This window comes from Streptomyces sp. NPDC044033 (genome assembly GCF_056434425.1).
Window position 1 is genome coordinate 885423 of the sequence record NZ_JBWKFF010000002.1, and the last position, 14371, is coordinate 899793.

Annotated in this window: 15 protein-coding genes; 5 read left to right on the forward strand and 10 right to left on the reverse strand. The window is 71.7% G+C overall.

All coding sequences use genetic code 11. The annotated features are described in order from the left end of the window. Positions 1-11 precede the first annotated feature (11 nt). Both AC07AB_RS07445 and aceB read left to right on the forward strand, forming a co-directional pair. Positions 12-632, forward strand: a complete 621-nt coding sequence (locus AC07AB_RS07445; RefSeq protein ID WP_478561469.1) for a nucleotidyltransferase family protein — start codon at positions 12-14, stop codon at positions 630-632. A gap of 236 nt (positions 633-868) precedes the next feature. Beyond that, complete coding sequence (gene aceB, locus AC07AB_RS07450) at positions 869-2494, forward strand: malate synthase A (RefSeq protein WP_478561472.1); 1626 nt, start codon at positions 869-871, stop codon at positions 2492-2494. Positions 2495-2563: 69 nt separating this feature from the next. On the opposite strand, the gene AC07AB_RS07455 is transcribed toward aceB, so the two are convergent. The 7 genes from AC07AB_RS07455 to AC07AB_RS07485 all read right to left on the reverse strand — a co-directional run bounded on the left by AC07AB_RS07455 (position 2564) and on the right by AC07AB_RS07485 (position 10673). Further along, positions 2564-4471, reverse strand: a complete 1908-nt coding sequence (locus AC07AB_RS07455; RefSeq protein WP_478561475.1) for an alpha-L-fucosidase — start codon at positions 4469-4471, stop codon at positions 2564-2566. 191 nt (positions 4472-4662) lie between these two features. Then, positions 4663-6144, reverse strand: coding sequence for a nucleobase:cation symporter-2 family protein (locus AC07AB_RS07460; protein ID WP_478561478.1), 1482 nt, complete (start codon positions 6142-6144; stop codon positions 4663-4665). 390 nt (positions 6145-6534) lie between these two features. Further along, on the reverse strand, positions 6535-7932 hold the full coding sequence (locus tag AC07AB_RS07465) for an 8-oxoguanine deaminase (RefSeq protein ID WP_478561481.1): 1398 nt from the start codon (positions 7930-7932) through the stop codon (positions 6535-6537). Positions 7933-7986: 54 nt separating this feature from the next. Continuing rightward, positions 7987-8958, reverse strand: a complete 972-nt coding sequence (gene pucL / locus AC07AB_RS07470; RefSeq protein ID WP_478561484.1) for a factor-independent urate hydroxylase — start codon at positions 8956-8958, stop codon at positions 7987-7989. Between the two features lie 7 nt (positions 8959-8965). Then, entirely contained in the window at positions 8966-9418 is a 453-nt protein-coding gene (locus AC07AB_RS07475) for a hydroxyisourate hydrolase (protein ID WP_478561487.1), read from the reverse strand. Further along, on the reverse strand, positions 9415-9933 hold the full coding sequence (gene uraD, locus AC07AB_RS07480) for a 2-oxo-4-hydroxy-4-carboxy-5-ureidoimidazoline decarboxylase (protein WP_478561490.1): 519 nt from the start codon (positions 9931-9933) through the stop codon (positions 9415-9417). The genes AC07AB_RS07475 and uraD overlap by 4 nt, the downstream gene beginning before the upstream one ends. Positions 9934-10211: 278 nt before the next feature. Next, positions 10212-10673 (reverse strand): MarR family winged helix-turn-helix transcriptional regulator, encoded by a 462-nt coding sequence (locus tag AC07AB_RS07485; protein WP_478561493.1) that lies wholly within the window; start codon positions 10671-10673, stop codon positions 10212-10214. Positions 10674-10795: 122 nt separating this feature from the next. Between AC07AB_RS07485 and AC07AB_RS07490 the strand changes: the two genes are divergently transcribed. Both AC07AB_RS07490 and AC07AB_RS07495 read left to right on the forward strand, forming a co-directional pair. Next, complete coding sequence (locus AC07AB_RS07490; RefSeq protein ID WP_478561496.1) at positions 10796-11167, forward strand: VOC family protein; 372 nt, start codon at positions 10796-10798, stop codon at positions 11165-11167. Between the two features lie 214 nt (positions 11168-11381). After that, the gene (locus tag AC07AB_RS07495) at positions 11382-11645 is read left to right on the forward strand and encodes a hypothetical protein (protein ID WP_478561499.1); all 264 of its coding nucleotides are present in this window, start codon (positions 11382-11384) and stop codon (positions 11643-11645) included. Here the strand turns inward: AC07AB_RS07495 and AC07AB_RS07500 are convergent. Both AC07AB_RS07500 and AC07AB_RS07505 read right to left on the reverse strand, forming a co-directional pair. Continuing rightward, entirely contained in the window at positions 11593-12000 is a 408-nt protein-coding gene (locus AC07AB_RS07500) for a helix-turn-helix domain-containing protein (RefSeq protein WP_478561502.1), read from the reverse strand. The two genes, AC07AB_RS07495 and AC07AB_RS07500, sit on opposite strands and share 53 nt — an antisense overlap. Continuing rightward, positions 11997-12248 carry a YkoF family thiamine-binding protein gene (locus AC07AB_RS07505; RefSeq protein WP_478561505.1) on the reverse strand — a complete coding sequence of 84 codons (252 nt, stop codon included), beginning with the start codon at positions 12246-12248 and terminating at the stop codon, positions 11997-11999. The genes AC07AB_RS07500 and AC07AB_RS07505 overlap by 4 nt, the downstream gene beginning before the upstream one ends. Before the next feature lie 217 nt (positions 12249-12465). Between AC07AB_RS07505 and AC07AB_RS07510 the strand changes: the two genes are divergently transcribed. Further along, positions 12466-13590: a DUF4037 domain-containing protein gene (locus tag AC07AB_RS07510; RefSeq protein ID WP_478561508.1), complete on the forward strand. Its 1125-nt coding sequence runs from the start codon at positions 12466-12468 to the stop codon at positions 13588-13590. On the opposite strand, the gene AC07AB_RS07515 is transcribed toward AC07AB_RS07510, so the two are convergent. Continuing rightward, positions 13581-14327 (reverse strand): FAD-dependent monooxygenase, encoded by a 747-nt coding sequence (locus AC07AB_RS07515; protein WP_478561511.1) that lies wholly within the window; start codon positions 14325-14327, stop codon positions 13581-13583. The genes AC07AB_RS07510 and AC07AB_RS07515 overlap by 10 nt on opposite strands. Positions 14328-14371: the final 44 nt, after the last annotated feature.

A 14371-nucleotide genomic window follows, 5' to 3' on the forward strand; every position in this document is an offset into this window, starting at 1 on the left:
ATGCAGGGGCCATGGCACGTACGACTGAGAACGAACGGGCACCCGTGGCCGGGCTGCTGCTGGCGGCGGGTGGCGGGCGCCGGCTCGGGGGCCGGCCGAAGGCGCTGCTGGAGTACCGCGGGATGCCGCTGGTGGAGCGGGCGGCCCGGGAGTTGCTGGCCGGCGGCTGCGCGCCGGTACGGATCGTGCTGGGCGCGGCCGCCGCGCGGGTACGGGCCCGCACCGATCTGGTCGCGCTGACCGGGGACCGGCCTCTGGTCAACCCCGACTGGGCGCAGGGCATGGGGTCGTCGCTGCGCGTCGGGCTCCGCTCGCTGGAGGGGAGCGGAGCGTCGGCGGCGCTGGTGATGCTGGTGGACCAGCCGGGGATGGGGGCCGGGGCGGTGGCGCGGGTGGTGGCGGCGCACCGGGCCGGGGCGGATCTGGTGGCCGCCTCCTACGGCGGACAGCGGGGCCACCCGGTGCTGTTCGGCGCGGCGCGCTGGCCGGAGGTCGCGGCGAGTGCGACGGGCGACCGCGGGGCGCGCGCGTATCTGCGCGACCACGCCGCGGAGATCACTCTCGTCGAGTGCGCGGACATCGCCGCGCCGGACGACATCGACACGCCGGAGGATCTCGCGCTGCTGGAGTGACACGTCAGGGGCGGGCCCGGAGTGGCGGTCGCGGAAGGCGTCGCGATGGCACGGAATGCACCACGGCATCAACAAACCATTGAACTTCCACCATGAGAAAACTATTCTCCACTGGTCAGAAGCGCCATGCGCCCGGACAGCGCCCTCGGCCGCGCCACGGAACACCGCGGCACCCCGTGCCGCGAGGCCGCGGCCCGGTGGCTACCGGGCACCGCCCGCCGGAGGAGTGACAGTCCATGTCCGTACCAGCGCCGTCCCCGTCGGCCGCCGTTCACGCCGAGCCCCTGCCGCGCCAGGAGGAGGTGCTGACCGGCGCGGCCCTCGCCTTCCTGGCCGAACTGCACCGCCGCTTCACCCCGCGCCGTGACGAACTGCTCGCCCGACGCGCCGCGCGCCGCGCGGAGATCGCCCGTACCAGCGCCCTGGACTTCCTGCCCGAGACCGCGCACATCCGCGCGGACGACAGTTGGCGCGTCGCCCCGGCCCCGGCCGCGCTGGAGGACCGGCGGGTGGAGATCACCGGGCCGACCGACCGCAAGATGACCGTCAACGCCCTCAATTCGGGCGCCCGTGTCTGGCTCGCCGACTTCGAGGACGCCACCGCCCCGACGTGGGAGAACGTCGTACTCGGCCAGCTCAATCTGATCGACGCCTACGAGCGGCGCATCGACTTCACCGACCCGCGCGGCAAGTCGTACGCGCTGCGGCCCGCCGAAGAACTGGCGACCGCCGTGGTGAGGCCGCGTGGCTGGCATTTGACGGAGCGTCACCTCATGGTCGACGGCGAGCCCGTGCCCGGCGCTCTGGTCGACTTCGGCCTCTACTTCTTCCACAACGCCCAGCGCCTGATCGACCTCGGCAAGGGCCCGTACTTCTATCTGCCCAAGACCGAGTCGCACCTCGAAGCGCGGCTGTGGAACGACGTGTTCGTCTTCGCCCAGGACTTCCTGGCCATCCCGCAGGGCACCGTGCGCGCCACCGTCCTGATCGAGACGATCACCGCCGCGTACGAGATGGAGGAGATCCTCTACGAACTGCGCGACCACGCCTCCGGACTCAACGCGGGCCGCTGGGACTATCTGTTCTCCATCGTCAAGAACTTCCGCGACGGCGGGGCGAAGTTCGTCCTGCCGGACCGCAACGCGGTGACGATGACCGCGCCATTCATGCGCGCGTACACGGAACTGCTGGTCCGTACGTGCCACAAGCGCGGCGCACACGCCATCGGCGGCATGGCGGCGTTCATCCCCTCGCGCCGCGACGAGGAGGTCAACAAGATCGCTTTCGAGAAGGTCAGGGCCGACAAGGACCGGGAGGCACGCGACGGCTTCGACGGCTCCTGGGTCGCCCACCCCGACCTGGTCCCCGTCGCCCGCGCCTGCTTCGACGCGGTGCTCGGCGACGCGCCCCACCAGAAGCGGCGGCTGCGCGAGGACGTCCACGTCACCGCCGCCGAGCTGACCGCCGTCGACTCGCTCGACGCCGCGCCCACCTTCGAGGGGCTGCGCAACGCCGTGCAGGTCGGCATCCGCTATATCGAGGCGTGGCTGCGCGGCCATGGCGCCGTGACCATCTTCAACCTGATGGAGGACGCCGCCACCGCCGAGATCTCCCGCTCCCAGATCTGGCAGTGGATCAACGCGGGCGTGGAGTTCGAGCGGGACGGCCGGACCGTACGGGCCACCGCCGAGCTGACCCGCGAGGTCGCCGCCGGTGAACTGGCCGCGATCCGAGCCGAGATCGGCCCGGACGCCTTCGATGCCGGGCGCTGGCAGCAGGCGCACGACCTGCTGCTGACGGTCGCCCTGGACGAGGACTACGCGGACTTCCTCACCTTGCCCGCGTACGAACTGCTGCCCTGAGCCCGCCTGTCGCGCGGGCCCCGGCGTCACATGGGGGCGCCGGGGTCCGCGCCGCTGGAGCGGTGGCGGTCAGTGCCGGTAGAGCTGTGCGGCGGGGACGATCTCCTGCGGCTGGTTGGGGCTGGACCACAGCAGTTTCATGGTGGCCTCGCCGGTCTGCTCGGTGTGCTCGACGCGGATGGCGTACTTGTGCCCGGCGCGCAGGGCGACGGACGCCTTGTCGACGGTGGCGTCGTGCGGCTTGGTGTTGTCGATGACGAGTCTGCCGTCGATCCAGACGCGGGCGGTGTCGTCGGAGACGGTGGTGAAGGTGTAGGTGTCGCCGAAACGGGGTTGGACGGATCCGGTCCAGCGGGTGGAGAAGTGGTCGGCGGGGATGCTGGGCGCGGGTGAACCGCTGAACTTCCAGGAGTAGTTGATGGTGCGGTCGACACGGGTCAGCGCGGGCGGGCCGCTGAGCGTGTCGTTGGCGAAGATGTCGGCGCGCAGTCCGCTGCCGTGGCCGCGGGGCGCGGGCCGGGGCGTCTTGACGGACAGTTCGATGACCGTGGCGGCCGGGTCGGCCGGAGGCCCGGAGGGGATGAGGTCGTAACCGTCGCCCACCGCCCTGACCTTGACGCCCTGTCGGCTGCCGAGCACGCGCGCGCCCGTCACCCGGAACGGGGCCCGGGCGGTGAGGTGCAGCGGCTTCCCGGCGGCCGGCCAGTCGGTGACGGAGGCGTAGAGCTTGTCACCGGCCCCGGAACGGGAGCGGCTGACCGCGCCCCAGGACGGCTCCTCGACGAGACCGGCGTACCCGGCCCCGTACACCGCCCGGCCCTGTCCGGCGGTGCGCAGCCAGCGGCCGACGTCGCGCAGCCGGTCGACGGAGGGTTGCGGGACCCGGCCACGCTTGTCGGGGCCGACGTTGAGCAGGTAGTTGCCGCTGCGGCTCGCGGTGGCGAGCAGGTTGCGGGTGATGGTGGCGGAGGACTTCCAGTCCTGGTCGTACTTGGCGAACCCCCAGTGCCCGTTGAGGGTCATACAGCTCTCCCACAGCTGGCCGTCCACGGGTGCGGCGGGGATCTCCTGCTCGGGGGTGCCGTAGTCGCCGTCGGTCACCCGGCGCTTGCCGACCCGGTTGTTGATGATGAGTTTCGGGTCGAGGCCGTGCAGATACGACTCCAGGGACTCGCCGTCGCGGGCGGTCCAGGGGTTGTGCGGGTTGTCGGTGTCCCACTCGCCGTCGAACCAGAGCAGCGCCGGGTCGTACCCCTTGACCAACTCCTTGAGCTGGGCGTACATCCGCTCCCGGTACTTGGGGAAGGTGGCCGGATCGGCGGCGTCGGGGTCGTGCCAGTCCCAGATCGAGTAGTAGAAGCCGAGCTTGATGCCGGCCCTGTCGGCGGCGGTCTTCAGCTCGCGCAGGATGTCGCGGCGCTTGTCGAAGGCGGAGTGGTCGCGCAGATTCCACTTGTTCGCCTTGGTGGGCCACATCGCGTAGCCCTCGTGGTGCTTGGCAGTGATCACGATGTAGCGCTGCCCCGCGTCCTCGGCGGCCTTGACGATGGCCTTGGCGTCGAAGTCGGCCGGGTCGAAGGTGCTCGCCTGCTTCTCGTACGCGCCCATCGGGATGTCGCACTGCCGCTTGATCCACTCGGCGTCGCGGCAGACGGTCCCGTCCGGCCGTCGGTACTCGCCCTCCAGATTGGAGTACGCGCCGAAGTGGATGAACATCCCGAACCGGTCCTGCCGCCACCAACTGGTGCGGTCGGCGGTGAACGGGTCGTCGGCCGCGAAGTTGGTTCCGGGGCCCGCGGCCGGCTGCTGCCGCGCGGGCCCGGCCGGCTGACCCGGCTGGGCGGACCCGGTCGGCCGGGCGGCCGCCGCGGCGGCGGCCGGCAGCGCGACGGCCAGCAGGGCGGCGGCGAGCAGCGGTGCGAGCACGCGTGCACGCCGCGCGGGTCGGTTGCGGGGTCTGGTGGGGTTCGTACGCATGGCGGCTCCTGGACTGGACGGTGGGCGTGCAGGAGGGCCGGCCGGCCGCGTACGGAACTTAGGGCCGCTAAAGGTGGGATGTCAACGGGAAGTGAAGGGCGAATTCCGTGTACTGACGGGCCGTTGAGCGAGAACACATCCGATGTCTCGGCTGTCTGGATCATCTCGGCCGCCGTGCCGTACGCGCGGTCTCAGTGCGCCACCGGGACCGACGGCCCCGCAGCCCCCGCAGCCCCCGACTCAGTGGGCGGCGCCTCGCGCCGCTTCCCGAGGTGGTTGAAGACGAGGTTGAGCACGACGGCGGTGAGGCAGCCGGCGCTGACCCCCGAGTCCAGAATGATCTTCAGGCTCTCGGGGATGGCCGCGTTGCCGTAGAACGTCCGGGAGATCACCGGGATCATGCCCATGCCGAGCGAGGTGGCGGCGATCAGCAGGTTGTCGGCCTTGTCCAGCCCCGCGCCGAGCAGCACGTTGACACCGCTGGCCGCGACGGTCCCGAACAGTACGATGCCCGCCCCGCCCAGCACCGGCTGCGGCACGACGGCGATGAGCGAGGCGAAGACCGGGCTCAGCCCCAGCACGACGAAGATGACACCGCAGGCCGCCACGACGAACCGGCTGCGCACCCTGGTGATCGCCACCAGCCCGATGTTCTGCGCGAAGGCGCTGTTGGCGAAGCCGTTGAAGAACGGGCTGACCGCGGAGGACAGCGTGTCCGCACGCAGCCCCGCGGCGATGGTCCGCTCGTCGGCCGGCCGGCCGACGATCACGCCGAGCGCCAGCATGTCCGCCGTGGACTCCGTCATGCAGACCAGCATGAGAACGCACATCGAGATGATCGCGGAGAGCTGGAACTCGGGGCCGCCGAAGTGGAAGGGCGTCGGGAAACCGACGAGGTCCGCCTGGCGCGTCGCGGTGAAGTCGACGGCCCCGAGGGGTATCGCGATCAGGGTGCCGGCCACCAGGCCCAGCAGGATGGCGATCTGCTGGAGGAAGCCGCGCAGCACGCGCCGCAGCACCAGCACGATCGCCAGCGTCGCCGCCGCCAGCCCGAGGTTGGCCATCGGCGTGGGCCGCTCCGGGTGGCCACCCTGTATCCAGCCGAACGAGACGGGCAGCAGCGTGATCCCGATGAGAGTGATCACCGTGCCGCTGACGATGGGCGGGAAGAACCGTACGAGCCGGCAGAAGTAGGGGGCCAGGGCGAAGCCCAGCGCCCCGGCGACGATCACGCCGCCGAAGACCACGGGCAGGGCGTGCGCACGGTCGTCCTGGGCGTCGACGATGGCGATCATCGGGGCGACGCCCGCGAACGAGACGCCGTTGACGAACGGCATCCGCGCGCCGACCCGCCAGAACCCGAGGGTCTGGAGGAGCGTGGCGATGCCCGCGGTGAACAGGGACGCGCCCACCAGAAAGGTGAGGTCCCTCGGCGAGAGGCCGACGGCCGCGCCGAGCACCAGCGGCGGCGCGACCACCCCCGCATAGCTGGCGGCGGCATGCTGGAACCCGCCGGCGAGCAGCCGGCCGGGCGGGAGCAGTTGGTCGACGGGGTGGCGCGCCTCGCTCCCGGTCCGCTGCCGTTCCGGTTGCCGTTCCCGATCCCGCTGTCGTTCCCGTTGTCGTTGCCGGGGGATGTTGCTGCGCTTGCTGAACCTGGGCGCTGACGCCACGGCGGTTCCTCCTGTCGCTCGTCGTGCCGCCGATGGCACGTTTCAGGGAGGCGGTGCGGAGAGTGCGCGGTACAGGTGCGGTGGGGCGCGTACGGGCGGAGCGGGGGTGCGGCGCGTACGGGCGGGTGCGGGGCGTACGGGCTCGGCCCAGGTGTACGGGATCGGCCCAGGTCTACGGGCCCGGCCCGCGCGCACGGGCCGGTCCACTCGAACGGGCAGGTCCGGGCCGGGGGGGGCGGGGCGGTGCCCGCGCCCCGGCCCGGTGCTCGCGGGCCCGGTGGCATCCCGAGGCCCGCGAGCCCGGCCGGGGGCCGTCCCCCTCGGCCGGGGCTCGGGTGGCGCCGGCGCGGGCACCCGGCGGCGGGTGGTGGGTGGTGGGGGGGACCGGCGTCAGGCCGACGTGGCGATCTCCGCCAGCCGGCGGGACTCGGCACGCGCGGCACGCGCGACGGCGCCTTCGTCGACGGCCGTCAGCCGGTTGTCCTCGACGACCGGCCGGCCGCCCACCAGAGAGAGCGTCACCGGGGCCGCCGCGCCCAGCACGAGGGCGGCGACGGGATCGGCGATGGTGGAGTGGCCGATGCCGTCCAGCTTCCACAGCACCAGGTCGGCGAGTTTGCCGGGCTCGATGGAGCCGAGTTCGGCATCCCGCCCCAGCACCCGCGCGCCACCGTACGTGCCCAGGCGCAGGACTTGACGCACCGTTAGTGCTGCGGGGTCATCGGCTCCGAGGCGGTTGATGAGCAGCGCGTTGCGCAGTTCGGTGTGCAGCTCCCCCGATTCGTTGGAGGCGGTGCCGTCCACGCCGAGGCCGACCGGGACGCCGGCCGCCAGCATGGCGGGGACGCGGGCGATGCCCGCGGCGATACGGGCGTTGGAGGACGGGCAGTGCCCGACCCCCGTGCCCGTACGGGCGAAGGCGTCGATGTCGGAGTCGTCCATGTGGATGCAGTGGGCCATCCACACGTCCTCGCCGAGCCAGCCCGTCGACTGGAAGTAGTCGGTCGGGCCCATACCGAACCGCTCGCGGCAGAACCGGTCCTCCTCCACGGTCTCCGAGCCGTGCGTGTGCAGTCGCACCCCCTTGCGGCGCGCCAACTCGGCGCTCTCCTTCATCAGTTGGGTCGTCACGGAGAAGGGTGAGCAGGGGGCCGCGGCGATCTGTGTCATCGAGCCGAAGGAGGGGTCGTGATGCGCGTCGATCGTCTTCTCGGTCGCGGCGAGCGCGCCCTCGGTGGTCTCGACGGCGAAGTCCGGCGGGAGCCCGCCGTCGGAGGCGCCGAGGTCCATGGAGCCGCGGGCGAGGGTGAAGCGGATGCCCGACTCGGCGGCGGCCGACAGTTCGGCGCCGACCAGGTCGCCGGAGCCCTTGGGGAAGACATAGTGGTGGTCGGCGGCGGTGGTGACCCCGCCGCGGGCCATCATGGCGAGGGAGCCCCGGGCCGCCGCGTGCACCATGGGCTCGTCGATCCGCGCCCAGATGGGGTAGAGCGCGACCAGCCAGTCGAAGAGGCCGCGCTCCGCGGCGAGGCCGCGGGTGAGCCACTGATAGAAGTGATGATGGGTGTTGACCAGGCCCGGGGTCAGCAGATGCCCCGTGCCGTCGACGCGCCGGACGACGTTCGCGAGCCCTTCCGGGGCCCGGCCCGCGCCCAGGGACTCGACCCGGTCTCCGGCGATGACGACGTGGCCGCTCGCGTGCTCGGTGTCGTCGGCGTCGACGGTCGCGACGGCACAGTTCTCGATGACCGTGCGCGCCGTGGCGCTGGAAGGTACCGATGCTGCCATGGTGCGTCCTCGTCCTTTCGGTGGAGGGTGCCGTGGGTGCCGTGGGCTCCGCGCCTAAAGGTTCGTCAGGTCCAGGGGGATCCCGGGTTCGACGCCCTCGCGCAGGACGGTGGCCTCTATGAGGCCGTACGGGCGGTCGGCCGCGTGGTAGACGGCCGCGTCGCCGGTGCCGTTCTCCAGCCCGAACGGCTCCAGGTCCACGAGGAAGTGATGCTTGTTCGGGAGCGAGAACCGCACCTCGTCGATCTCGTCGCCGCGGGAGATGACACGCGAGCCCATCGCGTAGAGGGTCTGCTGGAGCGAAAGGCTGTAGGTCTCCGCGAACGCCTGGAGTATGTCCGCCCTGACCTGCTGGTACGAGCGTTCCCAGGCGGGCCGGCGGCCCGGGTCGCCGCTCCAGCCGAACCGCCAGCGGGCGGAGACCTCGGTGGCGAGGACGCGGTCGTACGCCTCCGTGAGCGTCGTGTACTCGTCCTTGATGTAGCCCCGGAACTCCGAGTTGGTGGAGTTCAGCACGACGAGGTCCTTGATACCGGAGACGACCTGCCACCGCTCGCCGTCGAAGGCGACCTGGGCGAGGCGGGTCTCCTGCCCCTTGCGGACGAAGGAGTACCCGCCCGCTCCCCCGGCCCCCTCGTCGGCGCCGGGACCATTGGACCCGCCGTCTTTGACGGCGTTCCGCTCCCAGGCGTGTTCCTCGATGCGGACGCGGGCGTGCTTGATCGGCCCCTGGCTGGTGACGAAGTGACGGGCCAACAGAATGCCGAACTGCTCGGCCGATTCGATGCCGTGCTTCTTGGCGAAGGCGTACACGGTGTTCTTGGTGGTGTCGGTCGGCAGGCAGTTGGCGTTGGAGCCGGAGAGATGGACGTCCTCCAGGTCGCCGGAGAGGGCGATGGAGACGTTGAGATCCTTGATGTGGTGGGTGGCACCGTCCCGCGTGATCCTGACGACATGGCACTCGGCCTTGCCGTACTGGTTCTGGCCGAGGACGACGGCGGGGGACGGCCGGGTAGGAACTGTCATATCGGTGCTAGCTCCCTCGGTATACGGAGTAGCCGAACGGGTTGAGCAGCAGCGGTACGTGATAGTGCTCGCCCGGCGCGACGGCGAAGGCGACCGCCACCTCGGGGAAGAAGGCTCCGGCGCCGGAGTGGTCCCGGGCCTCGGAGCGGCCCGCGGACTCGTAATGGTCCGCGGTCTCGTAATGGGCCCCGGACTCGGTGCGGGCCCCGGACTCGGTGCGGGCCCCGGACTCGTAGTAGTTCCCAGTCTCAAAGACCAGCCGGGCGTGGGTAGTTCCCTCCGGGAGGGCCGGAAGATCCCGGCAGCGCCCATCGGTGTCGGTCCGCGACGCGCCATGGTCCCGCCACCGGCCCGCGCCGCCGGTACGCACCGAGAGCGTGACGGGGACACCCCGAGCGGGGCGCCCGGCGCTGGTGTCGAGGATGTGGGTGGATACCGACGCGGTGGTGGCGGTGCTCATGGACGCGGGGCTCCCTCGGTGACGAGGCGGGTCAGCCGAACGCGGTTGATTCTGCCCAGTTCGGCCCGGACGATCTCGCTCTCCCGCCCGGGCGTGTTGCCGAGCCGGGCGCGTACCGCGTCCCGCAGGTCTGCGCCGCTGAGCCCAGTAGCACAGATCAGGAAGACGTGCCCGAAGCGTCGCCGGTAGGCCAGGGCGAGTTCGAGCGTCTCGGCCCTGATCTGATCCGACGCGTCGGCCATGCCCCGCTGTTCGCGGGCGGACACGGCGTCCCCGGGCGTCGGGCGCCCGAGTGGCGGGTGCCCGGCCACCGCCGCGGCCAACTCCGCCGCGCCGAGCCGGGCGGTGGCGGCGTCGCTGGCGCCGAAGAGGGTCCCGGCGTCGGGGTACGGGCGCTGCGCGAGGATCGTCGCGCACCATTCCTCGCTGGCGCAGACCTCGTGCAGAGCGGTGCGGGCCGCGGCGCTGTCGGCTGCGTTGAACCGGGCGAGGGCCGGATCAGTGCTCCGCCTCACGTGGACCTCCGTGGCTGCGATCTGTGGGATTCGCTGGTCCTGCCCGCGCCCCGGCCGTGCCGGAAACGGGCTGCGCACAGCTAACGCCCTCGGAATCACAACGTCAACACTTTGTTGAAACCATCTGGTGAAATCGGGAGCCCAGCCCCCCGAGAGAGGCGACAGCGGCAACAGCCGACCGGGGGCCGGCCCTCCGCCTGCCGGCCCGTTCAGTCCGTGGACACTGGCCCGTTCAGCCTGTGAACGCCTGCCCGTTCAGTCCGTCAACGCCCGTCCGTTCAATCCGTGAGCGCCTGCGCGATGCGGTCGAAGTCGTCGAGCAGCGCGGCCAGTCGGCCCTCGGGGAGCGCTTGGACCATACGGGCCTCGATGGCGTAGACGACCGCCTGCGCCGCGCCGAGGCGGCGGCGGCCCTCGTCGGTGAGGGTGGCGGGGCGGGCGCGGCCGCGGTCGACGGTCGAGGGGCGGGTGAGCAGCCCGTCATCCTGGAGGCCGCGCAGGACGACGTTCATGGACTGACGGGTCACGAAGGTGGCGCGGGCGAGTTCCGCGTTGGACAGGCCCGGCCGGGCGGCGAGGACTTCCAGGCAGGAGTACTGCGGAACGGTCAGGCCGTGTTCACGCAGCACCTGGTCCATGGAGGTGCGCAGGGCGGCGTGCGCGCGCTTGAGCCGGTATCCCACGTGATCGAGTACGTCCGCGGCCGGGTGGGGCGGTTCCGCCTGAGAGCTCTCCTGCATGTCCATATTTTGACACCTCCGGGGGTCAGGTCTAGCGTCACCTATGTCAAAGTCCTGACATCAAGGTTCCGGCACCCCAAGCCCTGGGCATTGCGAGCCCCGGCATCCCGAGGAGAGCGCTCATGACCGTCAGCATCGATGGCCCCGACTTCATCGCCCTTCAGGTGCGCGACCTGGAGGCGGCAGCGGAGTTCTGCGAGAAGAACCTCGGCATGCGCCGCGCCGCCTTCTCGCCTCCCCACGCGGTCGTCTTCGACACCAAGCCGGTCCCGATGGCCGTACGCGAACCGCTGCCCGGAACCGACCTGGAATCCGGCCGCCCCGGCCTCGGCGTCGCCCTGTGGTTCGCCACCCCCGACACCCTGGCCCTGCACGATCAACTCACCGCGAACGGGGTCGAGATCCTCACCCCGATCACCGAGAGCCCGTTCGGCCCGATGTTCTCCTTCACCGGCCCCGAGGGCTATGTCCTGACCGTGCATCAGGCGGGCTGACCGCCACCGCCTCCACCCCCGCCGGGCCGTTCTCGCCGGCGGCCTCCGCCCGGTTCCCGGAGGGCTTCACCACCCCGCCTCCTGCGACCACGCGCCCGACGGAGTGCTGGGGCCGGCCTTCCCCGCCGACAACGGCGAGGCCGCTGCCGGACGCGCTCCGCGGCAGGAGGAGGCGGACGGGCCCCGTCTCTTGGAAACCCGCCTGCGTGGAGCCATGACCGCCGTGTACGGCCTCGACGCCGTGTACGGCCTCGACACCGCGTACGGCCTCGACGCCGCGTACGGCCTCGACCGCCGCGACGCCGCCGACGCCGGCCGACTCTCCGCGATCACCGACGCCCGGCACCCGGCACCCGTACCGCGGCTGGACCGCCCCCTCCTGCGCGCCGACGCGCAGGAGGGGGTGCCGCTGCCCGCCGGTAGCTCTAGTCGGCGCTCCTGGCTGCGTTCTCCCTGTTCAGGTAGTTGTAGACGGTGAAGCGGCTGACGCCGAGCGCGTTCGCCACCGTTTCGACGCCGTGGCGCACGGAGAACGCGCCGCGCTGCTCCAGGACCCGGACGGCCGACTGCTTGGTCTTGCGGTCGAGTTCCGCCAGCGGCATGCCGTGCCGCCGCTCCAGCTCGGCCAGTATGTGGTCGAGCGAGTCGGACAGATGCGGCAGCCGCACGGCCACCACGTCGCTGCCCTCCCAGGAGAGCACGACGTCGTCGCCGCTCGCCCGCTCCGGCGCGACCATGTCGCCCCCCAGGGCGTCGACGAGCGGTTTGATCGCCAGCAGGAACGGGTGGTCACCGTGCGCCCGATGGCCACCGGGCCCGGCCGTGCCCGTCATGATTCGCCCTCCGCGACGACGTTGACCTGCAACGACACCCGGGTGGCACCCGCCGCCAGCGACTCGCGCAGCATCGAGTCCACCGCGGTCAGCACCGTGTCCGCCATCCCCTCGGCGGTGTTGCCGAAGGGGCCGACGTCCACCGCGTCCAGCTTGGCGGACTGCACGACCTCGCGGGCTATCACCGCGTGCTGCGGGGGCTCGTCGAGGTCGAAGGGCTCGGTCGTGAACTCGACCCTCAATCGCACTGTGCCCCCATCTGTGCCCGCATCGGAATCTGGGCCCCCATCGAATCGAACGCTCCTGCCCGCGCCGTCCCGCGGCGCACGAGTCCCCTGGCCGGGGGCCCACGGCGGTCACCAGTGTAGGGAGCGGCCCACTTCGAACAGCGTAAGGAACGGCCCGCCTCGGGCAGGGTGCGAAATCCGATTGCCCCGGCACGAGAGCGTCCGGCACGGTGTCGCCATGACGATCCCCGACGCCCCGTTCGTACCCGGCATCGAGCTGTCCAGAGCCCTGTACGAGGAGGCGGTACGGCCGATCCTCGATGCCGCGTATCCGGGGCTGCGGTACGCCGCCGCCCGGCTCGGCGGCGGCTCGGAGGTGCTGGGCTTCGATACGCCGCGGTCCGCGGACCACGAATGGGGCCCGCGGCTGGAGCTCTTCCTCGCCCCGCGGGACCGCGCCCCGCACGGCGCGGAGATCCACCGGCTCTTGGCGGAACGGCTGCCGAAGCAGGTGCGCGGCTGGCCCACCCACTTCCACGAGAGCGACGATCCGCACGATCCCGTCGGCCTCATGCGGTTGACCGACGGCCCGGTCAACCACCGCGTGTCCGTGCACGATGTGGACGAATGGCTCAGTGAGACGCTCGGGCTGGATTCCGCCGGTACGGAGCCCAGCACACGGCAATGGCTGGCCATGCCGCAGCAACGGCTGGCCGAGACCACCGGCGGCGCGGTGTTCCACGACGACCCCGGCGCCCTCACCGCCGCGCGGCGCACGCTGACGTGGTACCCGGAGCAGGTGTGGCGGTATCTCCTGGCCTGCCAGTGGCAGCGGATCTCACAGGAGGAGGCGTTCGTGGGGCGCTGCGCGGAGGTCGGGGACGACCTCGGTTCGGCGGTGGTGGCCGGGCGCCTGGTGCGGGATCTGATGAGGCTGTGCCTGCTGCTGGAGCGCCGGTACGCCCCGTACGGCAAGTGGCTCGGCAGCGCGTTCGGCCGGCTGGCGGTGGCCGGGGCGCTCACCCCGTCGCTGCGCGGCGCACTGGCGGCGACGGACTACCCGCATCGGGAGAGCCATCTGGCCCGTGCCTACGAGACCGTCGCCGAACTGCAGAACGCGTCGGGGCTCAGCTCCCCGGTGGACCCGAAGCCGCGGCCCTACCACTCCCGCCCCTTCCTGGTCCTGCACGCCGAACGCTTCGCGCGAGCGCTGGCGCGCACGGTCACGGACCCGGAGCTTCGGGAACTTCCCCTGACGGGCTGCGTGGACCAGTGGGCCGACAGCACCGACTTCCTCGGCCAGTACGTCGGCGAGCCGGCCGCGCCCCGCCGGCCTCAGCAGGAGCCGCCCGCTCAGACCTGATACTCCTTCAACTCGACTGTCTCGACCTGCGATGCGGCCAGCTCGGCGAGCGCCTGGCCTCCGGCTCCCTCGGCTCCCTCGGCGTGGGGCTCGAAGAAGGCGGCGGCCCCCTGACGGCCGATGCGCTGGTTCTCTGCCACATAGTCGCGCATCTCCTTCTCGAAGGCGGCGAAGGCCGATCGGTGGTCGTCCGCCGCGGTCGCGAGTTCGCCGGCCAGGACGTACGCGCCGACCATCGCCTGCGACGTCCCCATGCCGGAGGGCGGGGCGGCGCAGTAGGCGGCGTCGCCGAGGAGGCCGACGCGCCCCCGTGACCAGGTGTCCATGCGGATCTGGTCGACGGAGTCGAAGAAGAAGTCGGTGGTGGTCTCCATGAGGTCGAGCAGCCGCGGTATCTCCCATCCCTCCCCCGCGAACCGCTCCGCGATGAGCCGCTTCTGTGCCGCGGGGTCGCGACGGTCGTACTCCAGCGACTCGGCGGTGAAGTTGAAGCTCACCCGGGCCTCGGTGTTGCCGCGGGCGCTGAAGATCAGCGCGACCTTGCCGGGGAGGCGGCAGGCCAGCGCGGAGTGGTCGAGACCCAGGTAGTTGGGTGCGGAGAAGATCGCGCCGTACAGGCCGAGGTGGTGGGCGTACTCCGACTCCGGGCCGAAGACGAGGCGGCGGACGTTGGAGTGGGGGGGGGGTGAGCCCCCAACGGAGGCGAAAGGGGGCGGGTCCGCCTTCTCTGACTCCACACACAACCCCCCCCCCCCCCCGACCCCAAGAACGAAGGGGGTGC

What these genes read in the sequence shown, in the direction of transcription:
- pucL (WP_478561484.1), bottom strand. Translation starts at nt 8,958, where the DNA reads ATGACAGTTCCTACCCGGCCGTCCCCCGCCGTCGTCCTCGGCCAGAAC.
- aceB (WP_478561472.1), top strand. Translation starts at nt 869, where the DNA reads ATGTCCGTACCAGCGCCGTCCCCGTCGGCCGCCGTTCACGCCGAGCCC.
- AC07AB_RS07445 (WP_478561469.1), top strand. Translation starts at nt 12, where the DNA reads ATGGCACGTACGACTGAGAACGAACGGGCACCCGTGGCCGGGCTGCTG.
- AC07AB_RS07465 (WP_478561481.1), bottom strand. Translation starts at nt 7,932, where the DNA reads ATGGCAGCATCGGTACCTTCCAGCGCCACGGCGCGCACGGTCATCGAG.
- AC07AB_RS07495 (WP_478561499.1), top strand. Translation starts at nt 11,382, where the DNA reads ATGACCGCCGTGTACGGCCTCGACGCCGTGTACGGCCTCGACACCGCG.
- AC07AB_RS07490 (WP_478561496.1), top strand. Translation starts at nt 10,796, where the DNA reads ATGACCGTCAGCATCGATGGCCCCGACTTCATCGCCCTTCAGGTGCGC.
- AC07AB_RS07485 (WP_478561493.1), bottom strand. Translation starts at nt 10,673, where the DNA reads ATGCAGGAGAGCTCTCAGGCGGAACCGCCCCACCCGGCCGCGGACGTA.
- AC07AB_RS07510 (WP_478561508.1), top strand. Translation starts at nt 12,466, where the DNA reads ATGACGATCCCCGACGCCCCGTTCGTACCCGGCATCGAGCTGTCCAGA.
- AC07AB_RS07455 (WP_478561475.1), bottom strand. Translation starts at nt 4,471, where the DNA reads ATGCGTACGAACCCCACCAGACCCCGCAACCGACCCGCGCGGCGTGCA.
- AC07AB_RS07500 (WP_478561502.1), bottom strand. Translation starts at nt 12,000, where the DNA reads ATGACGGGCACGGCCGGGCCCGGTGGCCATCGGGCGCACGGTGACCAC.
- AC07AB_RS07475 (WP_478561487.1), bottom strand. Translation starts at nt 9,418, where the DNA reads ATGAGCACCGCCACCACCGCGTCGGTATCCACCCACATCCTCGACACC.